Raw genomic sequence first — 24745 nt, 5'->3', positions numbered from 1 at the left:
ATGATGATTCACTCTCCTAATACTACCGATTCGGCGAAAAAGGTCAAATATAAGACGGGTTTGGTCATTGAGCTCCGGCACATCCTTCATTACGATGTAATTGTTGAGTATTCATTATGAAGTCAGGGGTTGAAGAGATTGCGAGCATTCGATACTGCCGGTAATAACTTCGTATTAAATGGGAATCCGATTCGATTGATATCGGGAGCCATTCATTATTTTCGCGTCGTACCCGAGTATTGGAAGGACCGTCTGCAGAAATTGAAAGCATGCGGATTCAATACGGTTGAAACTTATGTGCCTTGGAATTTGCATGAGCCGGAAGAAGGACAATTCGTATTCGACGGGATGGCCGACATCGTCCGATTCATCGAAACGGCTGGCGAGCTCGGTCTGCATGTCATTGTCAGACCAAGCCCTTATATATGCGCAGAGTGGGAATTCGGCGGCATGCCGGGCTGGCTGCTGGCGAATTCGGATATTCGGCTTCGCTGCATGGACCAAGCCTTCCTGGATAAAGTAGATGCATACTACGATGTGCTGCTGCCTAAGCTGAAGCCGCTGCAGATCACGAATGGCGGTCCGATTATTGCGATGCAAATCGAGAACGAATATGGCAGCTACGGGAATGATGTCGAATATTTAACCTATTTGAAGACCGGAATGGAAAAACGGGGAATTGACGTTCTGCTGTTCACATCCGACGGTCCGGATGATTCCATGCTGCAAGGCGGTATGGTGCCAGGCGTGCTGGAGACCGTGAATTTCGGTTCGCGGGCGGCGGAATCATTCGATAAACTGCGCGAGTATCAACCGGACAAGCCGGTCATGTGCATGGAATACTGGAATGGCTGGTTCGATCATTGGCGGGAGGAGCATCACACACGCGGTGCGCAAGATGTCGCTCAGGTGCTGCAGGACATGCTGGATCAAGACGCATCCGTCAATTTCTACATGTTCCATGGGGGGACGAATTTCGGTTACTATAACGGGGCTAACCATTCCCATGAGTATGAACCGACGATTACTAGCTATGATTACGATTCGCCGCTCAGCGAGAACGGTGAATTGACGAAGAAATACGAAGCCGTTCGCGACGTCATTCGCAAGTTCACGGGGAAAGAGCCGGAATGCGAGCTTCCGCAGCCGCTACCTAAGCGGAGCTATGGCGAGGTCCGCTTGAGCGAGAAGGCCAGCCTGTTCGAACAGTTGGAGCAGCTGTCCAAGCCGGTGAAGCGGACTTGTCCGGATCCGATGGAGAAGCTGGGACAAAGTCTCGGGTTTATTCTATACTCCTGCCATGTCTCCGGTCCGCGTCCGGAGATGCAGCTGACGATTCAGGATGTGCATGACCGCGCCCTTGTCTTCCTGGATGGTGAATACATCGGGGTTGTGGAGCGTTGGAATCCGAAGTCGATTCCGGTGCGCATCCCGGCCGGCGGAGCAAAGCTGGATATCCTGGTTGAGAACATGGGCCGTATCAATTATGGTCCTTATCTGAAGGATTATAAAGGGATCACCGAGGGCGTACGACTGAACAATCAATTCTTGTTCGGCTGGACGATTTATCCGCTGCCGTTAACCGGCTCGGACACGGGAGCGCTGACTTATCAATCCGTCACGGATGAGAAGCAGAACGGCCCGACTTTCTACAGAGGGACGTTCGAGGCTCATGAAGCCGCCGATACCTTTATCCGTCTGGACGGCTGGGTCAAAGGCAACATATACATTAACGGCTTCCATCTGGGCCGGTATTGGGAAGCAGGTCCTCAGAAGACGCTTTATATACCGGGTCCTCTGCTGAAGCAAGGGTTGAACGAGATCGTCATATTCGAGCTTCACCAAACAGACAACACGGTCGTTTCGCTGGTCGATACGCCGGATTTAGGGTAAGGGCAAGACATAGAAGAACCGCTGCGCGCAAGCGAGCGGTTCTTCTATGTCTTCTTCATGCCATGCATCGCGTTAATGAATCTGTTTCTCGAATAACACGCTGCGGCTGTTCATTCTTGCTATGCGAGGAAGCAGCCCGAAGCTGATGAGAAGCAGAATAGCGCCGATCACGATCAGGATGAGCGGGCTGAGCAGCATTAGGCCGGTCATCTGGCTGATGAGCAGCATGACGATCGGGAGGACGATCAAGCCGGACATTTGCTGCGCCGCTTGAAAGGTTTTGACTCGTGCGGATATGATGGCATTGAGCAGGATGCTGACCAAGGTGAACGAAGGCACAATCCATATTATGGCGATGATCCAGTTCATGCTCGGGAAGAGAAGTCCTTCGAACATGCCATATGTCATGGTGTCCACGATGATACCAAGCAATATAAAACCACCGAGCGTCACGGCATAAGCCGGGATGAACGAGGCCATTATTTTGCCAATGAACAAGTCCTTGATACTGATCGGAGCGAGCAGGAGGCTCTCAAGCGTGCGCCGTTCCTTCTCGCCGACGAAGCTGTTGGCGGATATGACGCTGGATGTAATGACGGGCAGAAGCAGGAAGAGCGGCAAAAGCATGTAGTTGACCGCAAAATAGATGACCTGGGCTTCTATATCCGCTTGGGCACTTAGGAGAGTGGAGCCTGCAGGCAGCTTCTCGATCACATTGCGGATCATCGTCACCGTTGACCCGTTAATCCCCCCGAATTTGCTTACCAGTATTATGGCTAGCGGAAGCACACCGCAGAATATGATCGGGATCAGCACCATCGCCAGCCAAACTTGTACGTTCGACGTGATTTGACGGATATCTTTAAGCGCAATAGCCTGAATAACGTGCCGGTTCATCTTACGCATGCTCCTTTCGAACTTCAAAGTAGAGGGACTCTAAATCCCGGTTCACGATCTCCGACGTGTGCACCCAGCTGTCGGCAAGCAATTGGCGGAGCAGATCCGAAATCGCGTCTTTGGCAGGGAGAGTGAAGCGCAGCTTGCCAGGAGACACTCTCTTGACGGGATACCCGGCATATTGATCTCCTGATGGGATTGCACCGGTTTCAACGACGAGCTCGATCGTTTTCATATAGCGGTTCTCAATCATGGAACGCGTTCCAGCTGCAATCGTGCGCCCCTTATCCATAAAAATATAAGTGCTGCAGACCGTTTCAATCTGGTGAAGCACGTGAGAGCAGAGAAAGATCGTCGTTCCTTCGCGATCGTTCAGCTTCCGGATATACTGCATTACGAGCCGGATGCCTTCCGGGTCCAAGCCATTTGTGGGCTCGTCCAGGAACAGCAGCTTCGGCTTATGCAGCAGTGCCTTGGCTAACGCAAGCCGTTTCTTCATCCCGGTGCTGAATGTGCCCGCCGGTTTGTCCGCATGCTCGGCCAGACCGAAGAGCTCCAGCAGTTCCGCGATCCTTGATTTGTCCTTGACTTGGTACAGCTTGGCGAAAAATTTCAAGTTATCGGCCGCGCTCATATCATGATAGAGACCGGCACCTTCCGTCACGATCCCGCTTATCCTTCGGACATGGTCGCCATTCGATTGCGGATCGATGCCGGCGACAGTCATGGAACCGCCGTTTGGTTCAATCACACCGTTCAGCAGGCGAATCATCGTCGTTTTGCCGCAGCCATTCGGTCCGAGCAGTCCTACGATTGCTCCCTCCTCGACAGAGAAGCTCATTCCGTTCAGCACCGGACGGCCGTCGAAGCTTTTATGAACATCATGTACATGTATAAATGCAGCTGTCATCGTCTACTCCACTCCTCATAGATTCTCGATCTGCAATATGACGTTTAAGGAAGACGATTTGTTCACGGCCTCCGTTTGAATCGAAGAAAATTTTTTTTGCTATTCGATAAGGATCATGTGATAATAAGTTCTTGTTTATGTATGACGTTCGGATTATTTAACCATCATGATGTATGGAGGCTGTGAATCGTGGAGCGGTACCCGTTTGATTACGATCATTCCCGACCTTTTAGCCAGCAGGTTAGCGATTGGGTTGCGGATGTGTTCTATGACATTCTGCCTGAGGCCGGGTTCGAAGTAAGGGATGAGCAGATCTACATGGCGTTTCAACTTGAACGCGCATTCGCCGAGAAGCAGGTGATCTTCGCGGAAGCGGGCGTTGGCACAGGCAAGACGCTGGTTTATTTGCTCTATGCGATATGTTACGCGCGATATACGCGGAAGCCGGCCGTTATCGCATGCGCAGATGAGTCGCTCATCGAACAGCTGGTGAAGCCAGGCGGGGATATCGCGAAGCTGAACGAGCATTTGAACCTGGCTATCGATGCAAGACTCGGTAAGTCGCCCGATCAATATGTCTGCTTGGTCAAGCTGGACGATGCCCGGTACGGCTACGAGGATACGGCGTTGTATAAGGAGCTCTATTCGGAGCTGCCGGAATTCGTCAACTCGCCCGCCGCGATGCAGAGGTTCCACGCATACGGCGACCGTAAGGATTACCCGCATATGACCGACGAGCAGTGGGACCGGGCTGGCTGGGATACGTTTCAGGATTGCTTCGTCTGCGACAAACGACACCGGTGCGGGCAGACACTGTCGCGGGATCATTACAGACGTGCAGCTGATTTGATCATATGCTCGCATGATTTCTACATGGAGCATCTGTGGACGTATGAAGGAAGAAAGAGAGAAGGGCAGCTCCCTCTGCTGCCGGAGCACTGCGCGGTCGTCTTTGACGAAGGCCATCTGCTTGAAGCCGCGGCGCAGAAGGCGCTGACGTACAAGCTGAAGCATGTCGTGTTCGAAGAGCTGATAACGCGTCTGCTGAAAGGCGAAGTGCGGGAGTCGCTCGCGGTGCTGATCGATGAGGCGATTGACCGCAGCCAGTCGATGTTCGATGTGCTGGAGAATCAAATTGCCGACATTCCGGGTTCGGAGCGTAAACAAGTATTATTGAACGAGCGCCTGCTGCAGGAAGTGCGTTTCTTCCAAGATATACTGACCAAGATCGAAGAAGAGCTCGTCTTCGAGAGCGAGCTCTATACCTTGAACGATTATCAGCTGCGTATCGTGGAAGAGCATCTGGAGATGATGCAGAAGGCGCTAAGCCTGTTCCAGCATTCGGATAAGTTAATATGCTGGGCGGTCGAAAGCGTGAACGGCCTTACGCTCGTTATAATGCCAAGAACGGTAAAGGAAGTGCTGCAGGAGCGGGTATTCTCGACGAGGATCCCGATTGTATTCTCGTCGGCTACCCTATCAGTAGAAGGTGGTTTCGACTATGTGGCGGACAGCATGGGATTGGACGACTATCTCTCGTTCTCTGTCGACTCCTCGTATGATTATGCGAACCAAATGCAGGTGTATATGCCGAAGTGGAAATTCGGGGGCACGTTCTCGGAAAAGATGAAGACCGCCGTACAGATGCTTGAGCGGACGGAGGGCAGGGCGCTGCTCCTGTTCCGAACCAAGGATGAACTGCAGCAGTTTAAGAATGAAATCGTTCATTATCCGGAGTGCAATGGCATGCGCTTCGGGTTTGAAGGCGATATGGAAATCAGTCATCTGATCGAGGCGTTTCAGCGCGACGAAGAGAGCGTCCTATGTGCGGTAAGCTTGTGGGAGGGGCTCGATGTGCCGGGGCCGTCATTATCGAATGTCATCCTGTGGTCGCTTCCGTTTCCGCCGCAGGATCCCGTCTTCATGGCCAAACGCCAAACCGCCCTGAATCCGTTCGAAGAGGTGGATCTGCCTTATATGCTGCTGCGGCTCAAGCAGGGGATGGGCCGATTAATACGCTCGCAGGACGATAACGGGGTTATTACAATCATGTGCGAGGTGCAGCCGAAGATGGAGCTGCTTCGGGAGCATATCAGGCTGCTGCTGCCGTCAGGCGTAGAGCTTCAGGAGCCGGTGGAAGGGGATTGAACAGAAGTCGAACGCTTCGCAGGTAGAATGTTCTTCCGACCGCTGTTGTTCCCGGATTTTCTTGAATTCCATGTGTAGGTTGAAATCCGGGAACGAAGGCGACCGCTGTGCAGAAGCTCGCACCGCACGCAGTTCCTGGCGTGCGGTGTTTTGCTCCATGACGGAGGTCGGTCAATCATACACAAGCAGATATCAGCATGAACTTCTTCTTGCAAAGTTAATTTAGTCGCATCTATCCCTTAAGATATACGACCTTGTCTTTCAAATGAGATGCGATTCCAGGCTCCGATATTATGTGGGCCATGCAGGAGTTGATAATGTTGTACAACGTACAACATTTATACGTTCATTTAGTGCCATCGGTGGTATTGTTGTACCCCATACAACAATGTGAATATGAAGCGGTGAGTTAGCCGCTCGACTGGAGAAATTGTTGTAGAATATACAACAATTTCTGTATTATCTTCGCTTCTACCCGTCCAGTGTTGTAGAATTTACAACAATATTGCTTCCGCATCGCAAGCGCTATGCCAATTGAGAGTTGTGTTGCATACACGCAGGAATACCGTATTCCTGTCGGCAATTCGGCGTATAATCACGATATCGATTGGATCGGCCGATTACGCGATTATTTCATACCGCCCAATAGGTTGATTAAAAAGAACGTATACGACCGCTTAAGAAATATTCATCCTGCTTCGCACGTTGTTCGTTCTTTCGTTCAATCTAAATCGGTGTTTAGTAAAACCACAGAGGGTATATGTTCGGATCTTCAGAACATATACCCTCTGTTTGTTTATGTTACACTATTACTTTTTTTATGAGACTTAATAATCAAGGTCGTGGGGAGAAACCTGGCTTTGTCGTAGGAATACCAGCGATTGGCATGCGTTTCCGTACCGTCTTCGGGAAGTCGAACTTCTTCAACCACATTGTCGATTACGAATCCGTGTTTGATTAATGCATTTATGTAGGTGCTAACCTTAAACTGCTGCATAATAGCAGGCGTGTGCCACGCTTCATGATCGTAAGGGCCTTCTTCGTGGTAGGATTTATTCAAGATCAAGCCATTGTCTGTAAACTTGGCCCGGTTATAGAAGGGGTGCTCCCAGCTGAAGATAAACAACCCGCCCTCCTTCAAGTACGCGTTCACGTTAGCGAATGTACGATCTATATTCGTCGTCCAGCCAAGCGCGAATATGGAGTATACGAGGTCAAAATAGTTATGCGGCAAACCTGGATCTTGCTCCATTGGCGACTCAAACAATCTTGCGCGGGCGCCACTGCTAGCAAGCAGTTCGGACGCGGTCTCGATTTGTTTGCGGGAAAGGTCGATTCCCCATAGCCCGCGGGCGCCTCGCCGTTCCATGTACTGCAGGGAATGTCCGCTGCCGCAGCCTAGCTCCAATACGTTCAGGCCCGTGACATCGCCCATCAAGTTTAACTCATCCTCAAGAGGAGCAAGAGGCCCATATTCAGGGAGAGCGGTTCTTCCGAAGAAACGTGGAGCCGCTTCATCCCAGCTATTCTTATTCAACGTCAGCGTCTCTGCATTCATAATATTGACCTCCATATTTGATAAACGATGATTATTCTTCACAAGTCTAGTTGGGTCTTGTTAACGATTACCGGTGCTTATCTCATATATTTGTCCGATATGATCGAGTTTGCGTTCCGTTAGAACGTTCACGGTCATGTCTTCTAAACGAACGAGTAATTCTAACCAATATGGATTAGAAAGATCATAGGGTTGATGTTCCCCGGAACTGTAACTGATGCTATCTTTATCTTTTGAAAACGCTCGGTTCTCTTCCACTGCTTGGACCCACTTCGAATTCAATAATTGGAATTCGGTCATGATTCTTCTAACCTTAGCGTCCATTACAATCGGTGCGTTCCCGTGATTCTCCTCCCAATGGCTAAAATAAAGGGCTATCTTCTGAGCGTTAAGCGAGGTTTTATTATATTGAAATCCATCCTTCAACCGGTTAAAGTCCACCGCTAGCAAGGCATAATGAGCATATGCCGATGATATGGCGTCATTGTGCCGGGCCAGCGAGTCTGCTTGCAGCAATGTGATCTCGCCTGATTCCATAATCTGACCATACAAGAATGCGTTTTGTATGATCGATTGGGCGAGCGAGATCATGTCGTATTGCAGCTGATTTGAAATAACCGATTCATACATCTTCTTCTCTGTATACTGGCTATAAGCTATGAAAAGTAATAGGCAAATACACAAACCAACCAGGATTTGTTTGAAATACCGCTTCACAATAATGCACACCTTCACTTCATGAGTATGATGCTTCTATGACGCAATAAACGCGTTCATTGTTGCAATGAAAAAACGACTTACAAGCGCCTCAATAGTGAACTGGCTAAATTTACCTTAAGGAGCCGTGCGATGCAAAGAGCGATTCATGTTTTTCCGGCATTTCAGAATTGTGAAGCAATCGAAGAAGTAAGAAAGAAGTATGATCCCTTGTACGGATTGATACCGCCGCATCTAACGCTCGTATTTCCCTTCGAGAGCGAGATGCCTTCAACCACACTCAAGCGGCATGTGAAGGATGCTTTAACCGGACTTTCCCCGTTTACGATCCGGCTGAAGGGAATAACAGGGACGCAGGATAACTATTTATTCTTGAACGTGAAGAAAGGCAATGACCAAATCATCGAATTGCATGACCGATTATATGCAGGCGTTTTAAGAAATTACTTGAGCTTGCGGCATGTCTATATACCGCATATAACCGTCGGCAGATTACATGATGATACGGAGCTTCAAGCAGCGCTTATCGATACCCGGTCAATGGAAACAAGCTTCGAGACACAAGTTAACCAAGTAGCGGCGGAAATCATTGAGAGCAGCGGAGCTTCGATCATCGAGTTTATCGTTGACTTTGCTTAATCTCGCAGCTGAGGACCGGTGCACTCACCACTGCCAACAGCAGGCTGCAGCCTGATGAAGTATGCGTTCACGGCTGATATGATCTAAAGACACCGTAAAGCTAATTAGGAAGGCACGGCAGCTCAGTAAATCAAAAGTCGGATTTACCGATGCTCTTCGCTGCAGCATAACCTGTTATAACGCAAGTTTCAGGACATACGAATGCTCACAACTTCGGTTCTAAAGAGATGTAAGTGCGGTGTCTTACTTACCCACGAGCACAAATACATTGCCATCCGGTGCTTCCATGACGGCGACATGTCCGGATTCGGTTGCGAAAGGAGCCCGAATCCATTTAATATCGTCATGTTTTCTTAATTCGCGATGCGCCCGGCGGACATCGTCAACAAGAATCTCCACCTCTGTGCACTTATTAACAGGGTGATTGCTGAGGACAAGCTCAGAGCTTGCGCTCTCAGGGAATATCAAACCGATGACGGTCCAGATTGCGCCATCCGCCAAGACTCGTTCGATCTTCCAATTCTCCGCCAAGCCCATCGAGTTGTAGAAGGAAAGGGACTTCTCAATATCGTTCGTATGAATGCAGACGCACTCTAACTTTTTGAACATTGCAATCAGCTCCTTCAATCAATGTGAGGGAACAAACGTTCTCTGACAAAGATACTACTATATAATGACGTTAAAAATCAACCATATATTACCTTTTTAGATTCTATGAACGGGATGCGGTATACTAGATGAATTGAACGAAAGATGGAGCGCAAACCGCCGCGCAGGCATCATGTTTACGCTGCTCCGATAATCGATGAATCGTTCGCCTGAATAATTGAGTGAGTTAACCGGCTTCACACCTATAGGGGGAATTCCTATCATGAATATGCGCATATTGTTAGTTGAGGATGACGAATCGCTTCATCGCGGCATTCAGTTCACGCTTCAGCAGGATGGGTTTCAAGTTCTCAGCGCCTATAACCTTGCAGCAGCGAAGGAGTGGCTTGATAACCATGAAATCCATCTTATTCTGCTTGACGTACAGCTTCCGGACGGGAACGGGTTCGATTTCTGCAGCATGGTTCGTCAAAACGGGGACACGCCTATTATCTTCCTGACAGCGAGCGATCAGGAGTTCGATATCGTCCGGGGGCTGGATCTCGGAGGAGACGACTACATTACGAAACCGTTCCGTTTGCGGGAGTTTCTATCGAGGGTTCACGCCGTATTGCGGAGGCGGCACCCTATAAGCCGGGACAAGGATAGAACCATTTTAACGGCGGGGAACTTGGTCTTGAATGTTGGGGAGATGCGTCTGGACAATAACGGGCAAGAGGTTCCGCTAAGCATGACGGAATTCCGGCTGATCAGCTTGTTCATGACGCATCCCCGTTCCGTCTTGTCCAAAGACCAGATCATTCAGCACGTGTGGCCGGACGGAGCTGAGGTGATCGATGACAACACGGTCGCCGTCAACATCCGCAGGCTGCGGGAGAAGATCGAAGAGGATCCGCAGAACCCGCAATTCATCGTTACGGTGCGAGGAGCAGGGTATCGATGGAACGGATAACGGGAGCTGGCATGGGATTTGCGCGAATGTGGCGTAACCCTTCGATAAGGAGACTTGCCGCTGCGCTGGCCGTTTTATTATTCATGGCCATCGTATTCATTGCGTTATACAGCCATTATTCGACGGAAAGACTGAAGAAAGAGTGGTTGGACAAGGAAGCGGCGATGATTGGAAGCCTGGCGGACGAGCAGCCTGAATGGGTGGAAAGCTGGCTCCGGCAAGTTGTCGAATCGGACGAACCGTCCCCGGAATCAGTGGCAGAAGGCCGCAAGATCATGGAGCGGTACGGGGTGACTTCAAGGCTTGAGGCGAACTGGTTCCCGGTACTCGGTGAATATCGTTCACGCACGTTATGGATACTAGTAATCGGTGCAATCGGATTCGCTGTGCTTGCTGCGATCTGGTTGTTTCGCTATGCCCGAAGACAGCTTGTGGAAATCAGGAGCCTCGCGATTTCTTTGGAGGATACCGTTAAACATAACCAGCCGGCGTCCTACAGGATCTACGATGAGGGAGAGCTGGGACTGCTCGCCAATGGCGTGCAGGAGCTCACGCTTCGCCTGGGAGAAACGATCGAGCAGCTGCATAAGGAGAAAGCTTTTCTAAAAAATACGGTTGCCGATATTTCCCATCAATTGAAAACGCCTTTGGCCTCCTTAATGATCTATACGGACTTGATGCAAAGCGACCAAATCGATGCCGATCATGCGCAAGAGTTTCTGCAGACCTGCCGCAGCGAGCTGGACCGGATGGAGTGGCTCATTCTGGCGCTGCTTAAGCTTGCCCGCTTGGAGGCGGATGCCTTGGACATGAGCTTCAAGGAAGCGCCAGTTGCAGATACCGTGAAGCGCGCCGTAGAATCGATCGTGCCTTTAGCGGAAGACAAGCAGGTTACGATGCATATCGAAGAATCGGATACCAGCTTGATTATCTTGCATGATGCCCACTGGCTGACGGAAGCGCTGGTGAATGTCCTAAAGAACGCGGTCGAGCATAGCCCTGCAAGCGGTATTGTCTCTATTGGCTGGGAGGAAACGCCCGTGTTCATTCGCATCCGCATCAAAGATCAAGGCCGTGGGATCGATCCGCAGCATTTGCCCCATATTTTCAAAAAATTTTATCGCAGCTCCTCGGAAGGCAGCGGGGTTGGTCTCGGATTGCCGCTGGCCAAGTCGATCGTCGAGAAGCATGGCGGGATACTGTCGGCTTCCGCTCACCCGGCAGGAGGTACCCTGTTTCAAGTGACGCTGCCGCTTCATCCGTTCCCGTCTGCGGCGGCGAAGCTTACAGAACTGTAAGCGGACACCCCACTTAACTGTAAGGTTACCGAGATATACTGGGTTCAATGCAATTTAGAAGGCGACCTACGCCTTGCATCTTTGCGAATCCAAATAATCGGGAGTTGATTCATACATGAATGTCATTAGTGTTGATGGTCTTAGCAAGTCATATGGAAAAGGTACGACACAGGTTAATGCGCTCCATGATGTAACCTTTTCGATACAACAAGGAGAGCTTGTCGCGGTTGTGGGGGCGAGCGGCTCCGGCAAGAGTACGCTGCTGCATTTGCTGGGCGGCCTGGACAAGCCGAGCGGCGGCACTGTACATATAGACGGAGAGAATCTGTATGATTTGAAGGAGAAGGAGCGCGCCATATTCCGCCGCAGAAAAATCGGGTTTATTTTTCAATCGTATAACCTGATTCCCGTCCTGAACGTGGAAGAGAATATCCAGCTGCCTCTGCTGCTCGATCACCGCCAGCCTGACAAAGCTTACATTAACGATCTTATTCGTACGCTAGGGCTGCATGACCGGCGGAAGCATCTGCCGTCCGAGCTGTCCGGCGGACAGCAGCAGCGGGTGGCAATCGGCCGCGCGCTCGCGTACCGACCAGCCATCGTGTTGGCCGATGAACCGACCGGTAACCTCGACAGCAAGAACGGGAATGAAGTCATCGAGCTCTTGAAGCTTGCCGTACGCCAATATCATCAGACGGTTGTCGTCATCACCCATGACATGAATGTGGCCGCCGAAGCATCCCGTGTCCTGACCTTGCAGGACGGCCGCCTTCTTAACGATACGAGCAGCAGCGGGAGGGGCGTATGAAAAGCTATGGCGCAATGGCGGGTCGGTATCTGAAGCAGCAGCGCAAGAAATCGGCCTTGACCATCATCGGCATTATTTTGTCCGTCGCCTTGATCAGTTCCCTGGGAACGATGGGCCAGGCCTTGAAAGACAACATGATTCTGAATACCAAATATGAAGAAGGCTCCTTCTATTTCAGCTACAGCAAGCCAAACCCGGAGCTGTACACAACATTGAAGAAGCATATGCTGGTCGATCAGCTCGGGGTATATCGTACAGGCAATGAAGCTCCGCTCAGCGATGATTTTTCCATAAAGATCAGTACGGCCGATGAAGAAGGCTTCAAGCTGCTGCCTATTCATCTCCATGAAGGGCGCTTGCCTGCGGCGGATAATGAGCTTGCTGTGGAACAATGGCTCCTCGACAAGCTCCCGGGAAAGCCTGCGCTTAACGGGTCGACGCAATTGCAAGGTCCGGACGGAACAGCCCGTACCTATCACATCGTTGGCGTCTTGAACAATCAAAAGAAAAGCCAGACGAAAGGCTCGTCCGAGGCGTTTACGTACGCAGACTCCGCGAGTACGACAATCGATTCTCAAGCAATGGTACTCTTGACGTTGAAGCCGGGTGTCGATATTAACCGGCAGATCGATGACTTCACGAAGCTTAACGACAGCTTGTTTACTAATTTTCAGCTCCTGTCGCTTATGGGCGAATCGGGGGACGAAAGTCTCAATCAGGCGCTTGCGATCATATTCGGCACCTTGGTCGGCCTGGTCGTACTCTCGACGATCGCTGTCATCTATAATGCCTTTCACATTGCTGTATTAGAGCGAATCCGGCAGTTTGGCCTTCTACGTACGCTGGGAGCTTCTCCCGGACAAATCCGCAGCCTGGTCCTTCGCGAAGCGACCATGCTGTCGGCGATCGGGGTTCCTCTAGGACTGCTGATCGGCTGGTTCGGCTTATGGTTCGTGCTGTGGATCATGACGCAGAACGGAATGAAAATTCTGATGATGGAAACGTTCGAGCTAACCTTCCACTGGTGGATTATGGGCGGCAGCTTCGTACTGGGATTTGCGGCCGTCTATGTCGCGGCATGGCTCCCGGCCCGCAAGGCTTCCAGCGTGTCGCCGGTCGAAGCGGTGAAGGGTGCCGGCAGTATCGTGCGGGAGTCCTACAAGCGCGTCCGGATACCTTCGCTGCTCGGCCTGATGGGCATCGAAGGCCGGATGGCATCGAATAATATCCGCCGGAACCGGACGAAATTCCTCATTACGACGTTCTCGATTGTCATCAGCATAACGCTGTTTATCTCGTTTCACTATTTTACCGGGTCAGCCTTAACCATTACGACCACGACGAACGAGGATGACCGGATCGCCTTTCAGCTTAACAGCGATATCCTTGTCGATGATAACGGCAAGCCGAAACAAGCAAGCGATGTCGTGTCTGACGATGTCATGAAGGAGCTTGGCGATATTCCCGGCGTCTACGGGGTTTATGGCAAATATCAGAACCTTGACTATCAGGTATTGGTGCCCGATTCTGAGCTCAATCGCGATTTTGCAAAGAAATCGGGCATGGAATTCGAAAGGGTCGGTCCCAATCACATCGTCCCCTCCAGCATGTATCTGTATGATGAAGCGAAACTTAAGGAAGCTTCGAAATATTTGCAAAACGGAACAGCGGATCTGCAGAAATTAGCCGACCAGGACAGTGTCATCCTGGTGCAGACGGTCAAACCAAAAGTAGCTGACGGCAAGAAAGAGATCATGCCGATTACACGTTACAAGGTAGGCGATAAGCTGTCTGTCATGACCGACTACTCTCCCGAGCCAACTAAGGAAATAATCCGTGAGGTGACGGTCGCAGGCATTCTTACTCAATCCCCTTTCGATTCGCCATATCAGGAGAATACGTTGGTTATGATTGCGGCCAAGCCAACCTTCGCCAAGCTGCTCCAGGATCGGAACGCATCGGATTACGAGTTGGCATATGGGACTGCGCGGATGGGGCTCGAAGTCGCCATGGAGGACGGGGCCGATCATGGGCCGGTGAAACAAAGGCTCGAGGAGATTGCCCTAACGATACCGGGCAGCCGTCTGATTGATATTGCCGAGGAACAGAAGGAAACGCGAAATTTCAATCTACAGATGAAAATATTCGTCTATGGCTTCTTAGTCGTCATCGGCGTTATCGGAAGCTTGAATATTATCAATACGGTTCAGACGAATCTGCTGCTGAGGCGCAAGGAAATCGGATTGCTGCAGGCAGTTGGGATGACGATGGGGCAAATCCGGCGAATGGCCTCCTTGGAGGGCATATGGTTCGGAGTGATCGGAAGCTTCTGGGGCATCGTTCTAGGGGTAGGCTTAAGCTACTTTTTGTACCTTCAGCTATCCGTCGTCCAAGGATTCCCGTTCGCATTCCCATGGGGCGCTCCGCTTGCCGCATGCGGCGCCGCCTTGCTTGTCGGGCTGCTCTCGGTGCAGGGGCCTTTGAGACGAATGGAGAAGGCTAATTTGCTCGAAGAACTGCGTGAAGAAGCATAGCGGACTTATACAACTGAAGAAGGATAACCGTTCTGAGCTTGTTCGGCACAGGGGGTTATCCTTTTTGTATGAGGGTTCTGGAGGCATTCTAGAGGCATGTATGATTGCATGGTGACGGACTCACGTACTGCTGTTATGATCAACTCAACGGCATAGTTGAAGGACTCGTAGAAAGTATGATGCGCCCCAGCGGACCAAGAACAATGATTCTGAGATTGATCACGGGAAAAGGAGTGGATGGCATGCTGAAAGGCTTCATGGACCACTGGGTCCCCACACGGGATCCTATCAGCAAGTTTTGGAAGCAGGACTATGAAACCGCTGCCAATGCGATCGACGAGTTGAAAAGCGAGATCGATTTCGACCACTTTACGTTCTACACCAAATGGTATACGAATGGCGTCAAATCCAAGCTGCCTTATCTTTACAACCATCCTGAAGCTTCCAATGTGAAAACGGATAATGAATGGGGCAGACGGATTGTGAATCACCTTCACGAGAAGGGGATATCGGTTGGAGCCATGCTTCAATTTCTTACTTATGATCAGCATGTTTGGGAGCGCGACCTTAGCATTGATGAATGGGATGTAGGCGGATTTGCGGAGACGGAGCAGCCGGTTAGCATCGCGGATTTCACTGATGCCCGTTTTCAAGCGAGGGTCAAGGAGATCATTAGGGAGCAGCTGGCGGAGTTTCCGGGAATCGATTACTTATTTCTGGAGTTTGAGGGCGTCAAAAGCGAAGCTCTGCAAGTATTATATGGCAAGTGGGCCGAGCAGCGCGGAGAACAAGTCCCGCAAGCCTTTCAATTTTGCCCGACTGCTATTGAGCACTGCAAGCAGATCGGGCAACAGCTGACGTTCATTTGGTCCGATGAGGCCGCTTCGATGTTGAGACATTACTATAAGCTTAATCTTCAGGCGGTTCAAGACGTCTTGAAGGAAATTGGTTATGTAGGCAAAGTCGGTGTCGTGATTCACGTTTACGGGTATGAGGCGTTTATTTATCCGGACATTCTACCGGATACGAGCTGGTGGCTGGTCCCGTGGCATTATTGGGTCTTCGATCACGAATCGGAGGAGACGGAGCGGAAGAAGGCGATATCGAAAGCATTGATGACGAAGTGGAAGCTTGATGGGCACCATGTTTGCTACCTCGGCGACGTTACCATGGGGCGGAACGGATTCAATCCGGCTGCAAAAATAGATGCGATTCGCGAGTTCTATCAATTTAGCGTCGATCTGGACTTGGAAGGTTATCTCGGAATGGGGAATCCCGTCCCCGATATCGGTTTGAAGTGGGAAGCCGTCACGAACGAGCATGTGCTTGACGTTCGCAATCTGTACAAAGAGCTGTATAGAGGTAAGCGGCACCGTTAGCGCCGCTCGCTAGTGTGCTGCTTCATGACGGAGTTCGGTTAACTTGGTACGGGCTGAATGCTGAATGACCTTGATATTTATACGGTTGATTACGTTTAGCAAGGGTCTATAGTTCGTCACAAATTGCTGGTTTAGCCGCACAAGCTGAACAGGATTCCTTCAGCAGCAATAGGCTGCTCAAGTTGAGTCTTCCGAACAATTCGTGTAAACTTTCCATTAGATGATATAGATAAATTGCAAGACAAAATTCATAGAGAAGCGAGCAGGCACTGCAGGGATCTGCTCATATTGTCGTTAGGAGATTATTAAATGCACACACATTCGGACTTTACTTCAAATTCCAAAATTCTTATCGTTACGTCCGTGTCTGCAGAACGGGATGCGGTTCTGAGAGGACTTCAAAAGTCGGACCGCTTCGATATTATCATCGGCGGAGTAGGATCTGCCGCTGCAGCCGCCAATACCGCGGCTGCGCTTGTCGCAGGACAGTACGGATTGATTGTATGTGCCGGCATTGCCGGCGGTTTCTCGGATCAAGCGGGGATCGGGTCGCTTGTCGTAGCGAGCGAAATCGTCGCGGCTGACTTGGGCGCGGAGACGCCGGACGGATTCCTGAGCTTGGACGAGCTTGGTTTTGGAACGGCCCGGATCGGCGTTGATGCGATCAGCGGGCGGCGAATCGTGCATGCGTTGCTAGAGGCGGGGTTGACGGCAGTCTCTGGTCCAATTCTGACGGTCACAACCGTGACCGGTTCGGCTGCGACTGCAGAGATGCTGAGCGCGAGGATCCCGGGCGCATGCGCCGAAGCGATGGAAGGCTATGGCGTGGCGGTTGCCGCTGAGCAGCGCGGTATTCCCGTCATCGAAATTCGCGCCATATCGAATGCGGTAGGACCCCGCAATCGCGAGGCATGGCGAATCGGCGACGCGCTCCAAGCGCTGGAGTCAGCTAGCACAGTATTAATGGAGGTATTATCATGAATATTGCCTATTCCCCTTGTCCCAATGATACATTCGTCTTCCACGCATGGGCGCATGGACTGGTGCCGGGTGCTCCGGAACTGAATGTTACGTATGCGGATATTGACATAACGAATCATTTGGCCGTTCGCGCGGAAGGACCTGAAGTGCTCAAAATCTCGTATGCCGCCCTCCCTTGGGTACTGTCGGAATACGCCTTGCTCCCTTGCGGAGGCGCACTGGGAAGAGGGTGCGGACCGCTCGTGCTGACATCAGGCCGTATGGAATCCGCCAGTGAGCCTTCGGTCTTGAGCGGCAGACGGGTAGCCGTGCCTAGCGAGCGGTCGACCGCGTATTTGCTGTTCCGGTTATGGGCCGCCCAGCAGGTACCCGGGGGCGTTGGCGAGATTGTCGTGATGCCGTTTCATGAGATCATGCCAGCAGTCCGGGATGGGAAGGTCGATGCCGGGCTGGTTATCCATGAGGCTAGATTTACCTACCCGTCGTATGGCTTGTCTCTTCTGACTGACCTAGGCAGCTGGTGGGAATCCGACACAGGCTTGCCTATACCGCTTGGAGCAATTATTGCCAAGCGGTCGCTAGACTTGGAGGCGATCGCGAACTGGACGCGCGCTTCAGTCGAATATGCATGGGCCAATCCGGAAGAATCGCAGCAATACGTTCTGAGACATGCGCAAGAGATGTCATCCGAGGTCGCGAAGGCGCACATCGATCTATACGTGAATGAATTTACGGCGAACTTGGGCGAGGACGGGTATGGCGCAGTTACCGCTTTGCTGACGAGAGCGGCGCAGGAAGGCCTTGTTCCCGAGGTGGATCTATCCGCTCTGCGATTCAGAAGGTGAGAGAAGCTGTGAAGAAACCGATCACCATTCACGATATCGCCAAGCTTGCGGAAGTGTCGTCCGCGACGGTATCCCGCGTGCTCAGCGGCAGCGGTTATCCTGTGAGCGCCGCGACCAGGGAGAAGATCCAGCGGATCGCCAAGGAATCGAACTATATTCCGAACATGCTCGGCAAGCAGCTCAAGACGAATTCAAGCATGACAATCGGGGTCATCATTCCGTCGATCAGCAATCCCTTCTATTCATCGGTACTGCTTGGAATCGAGGGAATCGCCCGCCAGAACCGGTTCCATGTCATCGTTTGCAATTCGCTTCATGACGCCGCACTGGAGGAGGAGTACCTGAAGACGATCGCGGAGAAGCAGGTGAAGGGGCTTATCATTTCCTCCATCGGCAGCGATCAGGAGTTGCTCCAGAAGCTGATGGATACGGGGATGAAAGTGATCGCCATCGACCAGAAGGTCGAAGGTGAGGGGATCAGCCAGGTTGAATTTGATTACCGCAAAGGCGGATATATGGCTGCCAAGCATCTTCAACTCAAAGGGCATCGGCGAATCGGATATGTCACTTCTTTGTTGGACAGGCCGAGCCGAAGAAGTATCTATCAAGGCTATGAGGAAGCGATGCGGGAATCGGGCCTTGAGCCGTTGGCGGTCGAGTCGACCGAGGATGACGTATACAGCAGCTTGAATGAATTCAATATGGGCAAGAAATTAACGGCCCGGCTGCTGGAAGCCGAGCAACCGCCGACCGCAATATTCGCGTGCAACGATGTAATGGCTTTCGGAGTCATGCATGAGCTCTCGCGTCGAGGAATTCAGGTTCCGCAAGATATGTCGGTGATCGGCTTCGACGGCATCGATTACGGGCAGATGATTCATCCGCCGCTTACTACGATCCAGCAGCCCGATTACGAGATGGGGAGCATCGCCTGCAAGATGCTGCTGGATCAGCTTAATGGAGAAACCAATCCCGTTTATGACGTCCTCCTGGAGCCACAGCTTCTTGAACGAAGCTCGGTAGCCCAGGTAGGATCAGTCGAATAATAAGAAGTAAGTATCCGGTATTGCGACAGCAATGCCGGTTTTTTATGGTTTTTTTAGCTGTTCGGGTGCAGGGATATGGATGATTATTCAATTCCTGAACAGACTCACTGAGGCTATGATCAAAATTAGCACGGATAAGAAAGTTCACTGGGCGGACCCTGCAGCTATGGCATCGAATTCATAAAGATCACTAATAGAATACCTTGTTCCTGCATATAAAATTTTCGTGTTGGTATGTTCAGGAAAGAAATGCTTATGCTATAATGCGGCTATAGTAATCGATTACTATGAACGATAATTACTCACGCATCTATATGATCGCTAATGCCTGACGGTCACCAACTGCATTCAATCGATGGATCACTCAACCGACTCGACTACATTATTCATTTGGTCTTGCTCAATTCATTGCTTCCGCTAATTGATGATCCAAATTCGGAAACTGGAGGAGGTTAGCCAGCTTATGAAAAAATACGTACTCGTCGGTGCCGGCGCAAGAGCTCTGCATATGTTCGCCAAGCCCATGTCCGGGGAGTGGCGGGATCGGCTGCATTTTTGCGGCGTGTACGACGTTAACCGCGTCAGGGCCGGTCTGCTGAGTGCGGAATGCGGGAATGTCCCTGTCTTTGATGAATTTGACCGGATGATGGAAACCGTCAAGCCTGATGTCGTCATCGTCGCAAGCGCAGATTACACCCACCACACCTATATTATTGCATCGCTGCGAGCAGGCTGTGATGTCATTACCGAGAAGCCGATGACCATCGATGCGGAGAAGTACCGGGAAATCCTCGAAGAAGAGCGGAGGAGCGGACGAAAGGTTGCCGTTACCTTCAATCTCCGGTTTGCGCCGTATTTCGCCAAGGTCAAAGAGCTGCTTGCCGCGGGTGCCATAGGCGATGTCTACCATGTTGTCCTCGAATGGCACCTGGATCGGAGCCACGGTGCCGATTATTTTCGGCGCTGGCATTCGGAGATGGCCAAGAGCGGAGGGCTGCTGGTCCATAAGGCCACGCATCACTTTGACATCATGAACTGGTGGCTGGATAGCAGGCCGAATGAGGTATCGGGAGAGGGGAACGGTGCTTATCGTGCTCTTATCAATCTTCATGTGATTTTTATATGGATCTGACTAGTAATGCCTTTATGGAGGCGTATTATCACCAAGCGGAGCGTGAGGACGGTTATATCCGCGACCGCTGCGTTTTCCATGAGGAAATCGACATTTACGATACGATGTCGGTCCAGGTGCGATACGACAGCGGCGCTCTGCTCACTTATTCACTGGTTGCCTATAGCCCATACGAAGGCTGGAGAGCTACCTTGAACGGAAATGACGGACGGATGGAGCTCATCCAAAGCAAGGTGGACAACCGGATACGGATTTATAAGCCGGATGGAACGTATCAAGATATCGAAGTTCCGTCCGATGAAGGCGGGCATGGAGGCGGCGACGAGAGGCTGCTTAAAGCTTTGTTCGAAGGCGGTGTCGCAGATCCGCTGAAGCAGCAGGCAGACAGCTTTGCCGGCGCGCTCTCGCTGCTTATCGGCCATGCGGCCAATCAGTCGATCCAAGAAGGTGAGCCCGTGCATATTCATAAACTGCTTCACAATTCTGCTTCTTAACCCAGGAATGGAGGAATCGACGATGCCCTCATTATCCGAATTAGAAACGTATATTTGCACGTTGTATGATACAAGGGATCAATTCAAGCGCCATATCTTCGACCGTGCGGACGAGGCTTTCGCGCGGGGAGATGATGAACGGGACCGTATCCGGACGATCGACCAGCTGGCGGCCAGAAAAGCGGAGATGAGACGCTTGTTTCTGGAATCGGCCGGCGGATTGCCGGCAAGCAGCGCTTCCCTGAACGCGAGAACAATAGACATTGTCCAGGGTGACGGATTTCAAATCGAGAAGATCACGTTCGAATCCAGGCCTGATCATATCGTAACCGCGAATCTGTATATGCCGGATGGGATCAATCTGCCTGCCCCGGCGGTTCTATTCTTGTGCGGTCACGACCGCGATGCCAAGCATAGCGAGCGCTATCACCTTGTATGCAGCCGGCTTGCGCTTGCAGGTTTGATCGTGCTGGCAATCGATCCGATCGGCCAAGGGGAACGTCTCAGCTATATCCCTGAGGACGGACGCTTCGAAGATGCGATCTGGGGAACGCAGGAGCATCAGCGCGCAGGGGCGCAATGTCTGCCGATCGGTCAAGGACTGGCACGTTATTTCGTGCATGATGCGATGCGCGCAGTCGACTACTTGAGCGAGCGACCGGAGGTCGACTCTTCACGGATTGGCGTCACGGGGAACTCCGGCGGCGGTACGCAAGCATCGATGCTCATGATATGCGATGACCGAATCGCAGCAGCGGCTCCGGGCACGTTCATTATGAACCGTCAAACCTACATGCATGCAGGCGGCGTTCAAGACGCGGAGCAAATATGGCGGGGACTGACCGGGCACGGATTCGATCATGAGGATATTTTGCTTGCTTTTGCCCCGAAACCGCTTGCCGTTCTAGCCGTTACGTACGATTTCTTCCCGATTGAAGCGACTCGCCGAACGGTTGGCCGCTGCAGTCGTTTCTGGGAGATGCACCGGAAGAGCGATCAACTGCTGCTGATTGAGGATGAATCGGAGCATCGTTTCACGGACAAATTGGCGGAAGCCGCGGCTGCGTTCTTCAGCGAGCATCTGCTGAACCGTAAGCTGGAGCGGGATGACCCCGATCCGCGGCCGATTCCCCGGCATTTGCTGCAGAGCACACCGAGCGGTCAAGTGCTCATCGATATGAAGGAAGCGAGAACCGTATGGAACGAGAACGTCGACTTTGCCTTGCAGCTGGAGCAACTCCGGTCAGAGCGCGAATCCGGTACAGCCAAGCATGATGGAATCCGTTGGCTTAAGGAGCGGGTGTTCGCCTCAAGGCAGCGCTGCGATCTGAATCCCCGCCGCGTGCCGCTCGGGAATACGGAGGATGGACTTGCAGCGGAATATGTCATGTGGTGGTCTCAAGAAGGGGTGATGAACAGCGGAATGATCTTCCGGGGCGGCAATGCTTCAGGGGCGAAGAACTCCCCCCTGACTGTGGCCGTATGGGAAGGCGGAACGGCTGCGTTAATCCAGCGCCGCGACTGGCTGCAGAGCTGCTGCAGCAATGGAAGATCCGTGCTTGTGTTGAACGCCAGCGGAGTTGGTCCTCATTCGCCTTATCCAATTTATGACAGTCCGCCCTTAGCGTTCTATGGCGTAATGCATAAGCTGTCCGACGAGCTGCTGTGGCTTGGTGACAGCTTGACCGCAATGCGGACGTTCGATGTGATTCGTTGTCTTGACCTTATTGAACATCTGAAGGAGTACCGGGACGGCGCCATCGATTTCTATACGGCGGGACGCACGAATCTGTATGTGATGCTTGCAGCTGCAATCGATGACCGCATCGGGCGAATAGCAGAGACGAACGGTCTGCGCAGCGTAACGGAATGGGTCTGCGCATACTCATATGAAGAAGAAGATGCCATGAGTTATATATTACCGGGCATGCTGCATTACTTTGACCTCGCCGATCTGGATCGTTGGCGTCACGAGCGGTCCGCAGCGCTGAGAAATAATATTGACGGTAAATAGAAAGCAGACCAATTCGGCCAAGGAGGTACGATCACGATGCAAATTCATATCTTGGACAATGCCGACCGGCTCGGCTTCGAAGCCGCTCAAGCCAGCGAAGCTGTACTTAAGCAAGTCATCGCGGAGAAGGGCAGTGCCCGCATCGCACTATCTACAGGAGCATCGCAATTCGAGTTCCTGAAGCATTTCGTTCGAACGGATATCGAATGGGACAAGGTGGAGATGTTCCATCTGGATGAATATATCGCACTTCCGGAGCAGCATCCCGCAAGCTTCCGCAAATATTTGAAGGAGCGGTTTCTGGCGCATGTGAATATCGGGAAATACTGGATGGTTGATGGAGAAGGGGATGCTGAAGAAACGATCCGCCTGCTGAACGAAGAAATCAGCAGGGCGCCGATCGATCTGGCCTTGATCGGCATCGGCGAGAATGCGCATATCGCATTCAACGATCCTCCTGCTGATTTCGATAAAGCAGACCCGTATCATATCGTCAACTTAAACGATACATGCAAGCTGCAGCAAGTGGGGGAAGGCTGGTTCTCGTCATTGGAGGATGTGCCCAGGCAGGCGATCAGCATGTCCGTCAAACAGATTATGCGCAGTCTGCGAATCATCTCCTGCGTTCCGCACAAGACTAAGGCCAAGGCGGTCAGCAGAACGCTCCGTTCGGCGCTCGATCCGGAATGTCCCGCAACGATGTTGAAGTCGCATCCGGATTGGCAGCTATATCTGGACAAAGAGTCGGCATCCGATATTTATGTTTGGGTGGAAGAGACCTCAAAAAATCTTGCTACATAAACCTTCCATCTCTTCCATTAGGTCCATACCCTATGGTAATCTGGAAGAACGATACAAGAGGAGGCGAAGTCCGTGGAAGAACAAGAATCATTTCGGGCATGCAATTATTTGGGGAAGCGCATAAGTGCCCGTTAAACAGCGTGACCCCGATATTTTGAAAGGGGATTCATGTGAACAGTCAACCTAACCACGAGATAGAAAGCAATACGACCGAAACCGAGACCATTTTATCCGCCGTAAAGTCTGTTTCGAAGCAAGGAGACGTTGTACTAAGGCCTGCGGGAGAGTGGACTCCGCATATTCATGGATTGTTAAGGCACCTGTCTGCCGAAGGCTTCTCGGCCGCACCTGGAATCGCAGGCAGCGGAACGGATGGCTTCGGCCGCGAAACACTCGAATACATCCCGGGGGAGTTTGTTCACCCGGCACCCTGGTCCGACGAAGGATTAATCGAAGTCGGCCGGTTAGTACGACGGCTTCACGATATGTCGGCATCCTATACGCCTGCCGGGAACGCAGTATGGCAGCCGTGGTTTTTGCGGGGAGTGGACCGTTCAGAACGCCCCAAGATTATTAGCCATGGCGATATAGCACCATGGAATATGGTGACGAAGGACGGTCTTCCTATAGGGCTCATCGATTGGGAATTTACCGGTCCTGTCGATCCGCTCACAGAGCTGGCACGCGTCTGCTGGCTGTTTCCGCAGCTTAACGACGATGACGTTGCCGTCCGGGTAGGCTTGCCATCGCCGGAGACGCGAGCGCGGCAGCTGCGGCTGCTCGTGGACGGATATGGGCTCGATCTAGAGCAGCGGAGCGGTTTCGTCGATTTGATCATCGAGGTGGCTGTGCGCGAAGCGGCCGAAGAAGCCGTTGAAGCTGATGTCAAGATGGAGAGCGAAGGGCCGCTGTGGGGGCTCGCCTGGCGAATTCGCGCAGCTTCGTGGATGCTCCGGCATCGCAGCCTGCTGGAAGAAGCGCTGAAGTAAACGGGATTCGAACTGGGAGTCGGGATTAGACCACAACTCCGCCGTGATCGCTGACTTGGTTCAGATGTTGCGGCGGGGTTGTTTGCTTATTTAAGGGTGAA

General features: G+C 51.8%; 21 protein-coding genes. 16 read left to right on the top strand and 5 right to left on the bottom strand.

Translation table 11 applies throughout. The features are described from left to right. Positions 1 to 138: 138 nt before the first annotated feature. The gene (locus L1F29_RS19365) at positions 139 to 1893 is read left to right on the top strand and encodes a glycoside hydrolase family 35 protein (RefSeq protein WP_258383702.1); all 1755 of its coding nucleotides are present in this window, start codon (positions 139 to 141) and stop codon (positions 1891 to 1893) included. Positions 1894 to 1965: 72 nt separating this feature from the next. Here L1F29_RS19365 and L1F29_RS19360 read toward each other — a convergent pair whose 3' ends face one another. Together L1F29_RS19360 and L1F29_RS19355 are read right to left on the bottom strand one after the other, a co-directional pair. After that, positions 1966 to 2790 (bottom strand): ABC transporter permease subunit, encoded by an 825-nt coding sequence (locus tag L1F29_RS19360; RefSeq protein WP_258383701.1) that lies wholly within the window; start codon positions 2788 to 2790, stop codon positions 1966 to 1968. 1 nt (position 2791) lies between these two features. Continuing rightward, on the bottom strand, positions 2792 to 3700 hold the full coding sequence (locus tag L1F29_RS19355; protein ID WP_258383700.1) for an ABC transporter ATP-binding protein: 909 nt from the start codon (positions 3698 to 3700) through the stop codon (positions 2792 to 2794). 189 nt (positions 3701 to 3889) lie between these two features. On the opposite strand from L1F29_RS19355, the gene L1F29_RS19350 reads away from it, so the two are divergent. Next, the gene (locus L1F29_RS19350; RefSeq protein WP_258383699.1) at positions 3890 to 5848 is read left to right on the top strand and encodes an ATP-dependent DNA helicase; all 1959 of its coding nucleotides are present in this window, start codon (positions 3890 to 3892) and stop codon (positions 5846 to 5848) included. A gap of 796 nt (positions 5849 to 6644) precedes the next feature. On the opposite strand, the gene L1F29_RS19345 is transcribed toward L1F29_RS19350, so the two are convergent. Then, positions 6645 to 7406, bottom strand: a complete 762-nt coding sequence (locus L1F29_RS19345; protein WP_258383698.1) for a class I SAM-dependent methyltransferase — start codon at positions 7404 to 7406, stop codon at positions 6645 to 6647. A 60-nt stretch (positions 7407 to 7466) separates the two neighbouring features. After that, on the bottom strand, positions 7467 to 8123 hold the full coding sequence (locus L1F29_RS19340) for a hypothetical protein (protein WP_258383697.1): 657 nt from the start codon (positions 8121 to 8123) through the stop codon (positions 7467 to 7469). 132 nt (positions 8124 to 8255) lie between these two features. On the opposite strand from L1F29_RS19340, the gene L1F29_RS19335 reads away from it, so the two are divergent. After that, positions 8256 to 8762 carry a 2'-5' RNA ligase family protein gene (locus tag L1F29_RS19335; RefSeq protein WP_258383696.1) on the top strand — a complete coding sequence of 169 codons (507 nt, stop codon included), beginning with the start codon at positions 8256 to 8258 and terminating at the stop codon, positions 8760 to 8762. Positions 8763 to 9005: 243 nt separating this feature from the next. Here L1F29_RS19335 and L1F29_RS19330 read toward each other — a convergent pair whose 3' ends face one another. Continuing rightward, positions 9006 to 9371 (bottom strand): VOC family protein, encoded by a 366-nt coding sequence (locus L1F29_RS19330; protein ID WP_258383695.1) that lies wholly within the window; start codon positions 9369 to 9371, stop codon positions 9006 to 9008. Between the two features lie 262 nt (positions 9372 to 9633). Here L1F29_RS19330 and L1F29_RS19325 point away from each other — a divergent pair, with 262 nt between their 5' ends. From L1F29_RS19325 to L1F29_RS19265, 13 genes are all read left to right on the top strand, one after another. Then, the gene (locus tag L1F29_RS19325) at positions 9634 to 10323 is read left to right on the top strand and encodes a response regulator transcription factor (RefSeq protein WP_258383694.1); all 690 of its coding nucleotides are present in this window, start codon (positions 9634 to 9636) and stop codon (positions 10321 to 10323) included. After that, on the top strand, positions 10311 to 11621 hold the full coding sequence (locus tag L1F29_RS19320) for a sensor histidine kinase (protein ID WP_258383693.1): 1311 nt from the start codon (positions 10311 to 10313) through the stop codon (positions 11619 to 11621). The genes L1F29_RS19325 and L1F29_RS19320 overlap by 13 nt, the downstream gene beginning before the upstream one ends. 115 nt (positions 11622 to 11736) lie before the next feature. Continuing rightward, the gene (locus L1F29_RS19315; RefSeq protein WP_258383692.1) at positions 11737 to 12429 is read left to right on the top strand and encodes an ABC transporter ATP-binding protein; all 693 of its coding nucleotides are present in this window, start codon (positions 11737 to 11739) and stop codon (positions 12427 to 12429) included. Then, a complete protein-coding gene (locus L1F29_RS19310) occupies positions 12426 to 14963 on the top strand; it encodes an ABC transporter permease (protein ID WP_258383691.1) in 2538 nt (845 codons plus the stop codon). The genes L1F29_RS19315 and L1F29_RS19310 overlap by 4 nt, the downstream gene beginning before the upstream one ends. Before the next feature lie 242 nt (positions 14964 to 15205). Continuing rightward, entirely contained in the window at positions 15206 to 16342 is a 1137-nt protein-coding gene (locus L1F29_RS19305; RefSeq protein ID WP_258383690.1) for a hypothetical protein, read from the top strand. Positions 16343 to 16651: 309 nt separating this feature from the next. After that, positions 16652 to 17323 (top strand): futalosine hydrolase, encoded by a 672-nt coding sequence (locus L1F29_RS19300; RefSeq protein WP_258383689.1) that lies wholly within the window; start codon positions 16652 to 16654, stop codon positions 17321 to 17323. Next, positions 17320 to 18168 (top strand): 1,4-dihydroxy-6-naphtoate synthase, encoded by an 849-nt coding sequence (locus L1F29_RS19295; protein WP_258383688.1) that lies wholly within the window; start codon positions 17320 to 17322, stop codon positions 18166 to 18168. The genes L1F29_RS19300 and L1F29_RS19295 overlap by 4 nt, the downstream gene beginning before the upstream one ends. Positions 18169 to 18176: 8 nt before the next feature. Next, positions 18177 to 19214 (top strand): LacI family DNA-binding transcriptional regulator, encoded by a 1038-nt coding sequence (locus L1F29_RS19290; RefSeq protein ID WP_258383687.1) that lies wholly within the window; start codon positions 18177 to 18179, stop codon positions 19212 to 19214. A 463-nt stretch (positions 19215 to 19677) separates the two neighbouring features. Beyond that, positions 19678 to 20346, top strand: coding sequence for a Gfo/Idh/MocA family protein (locus L1F29_RS19285; RefSeq protein ID WP_258383686.1), 669 nt, complete (start codon positions 19678 to 19680; stop codon positions 20344 to 20346). Then, complete coding sequence (locus tag L1F29_RS19280; protein ID WP_258383685.1) at positions 20337 to 20840, top strand: Gfo/Idh/MocA family oxidoreductase; 504 nt, start codon at positions 20337 to 20339, stop codon at positions 20838 to 20840. Before L1F29_RS19285 ends, L1F29_RS19280 begins: the two co-directional genes overlap by 10 nt. A 22-nt stretch (positions 20841 to 20862) precedes the next feature. Then, positions 20863 to 22854 (top strand): alpha/beta hydrolase family protein, encoded by a 1992-nt coding sequence (locus tag L1F29_RS19275; protein ID WP_258383684.1) that lies wholly within the window; start codon positions 20863 to 20865, stop codon positions 22852 to 22854. A gap of 36 nt (positions 22855 to 22890) precedes the next feature. Then, complete coding sequence (locus tag L1F29_RS19270) at positions 22891 to 23655, top strand: glucosamine-6-phosphate deaminase (protein ID WP_258383683.1); 765 nt, start codon at positions 22891 to 22893, stop codon at positions 23653 to 23655. Positions 23656 to 23825: 170 nt separating this feature from the next. Beyond that, positions 23826 to 24644 (top strand): aminoglycoside phosphotransferase family protein, encoded by an 819-nt coding sequence (locus L1F29_RS19265; RefSeq protein ID WP_258383682.1) that lies wholly within the window; start codon positions 23826 to 23828, stop codon positions 24642 to 24644. Positions 24645 to 24745 lie beyond the last annotated feature (101 nt).

The organism is Paenibacillus spongiae, from assembly GCF_024734895.1.
GTDB classification, from domain to species: domain Bacteria; phylum Bacillota; class Bacilli; order Paenibacillales; family Paenibacillaceae; genus Paenibacillus_Z; species Paenibacillus_Z spongiae.
Note: the sequence above shows the minus strand (reverse complement) of the source record. Positions and strands in the feature narration are given on the sequence as shown.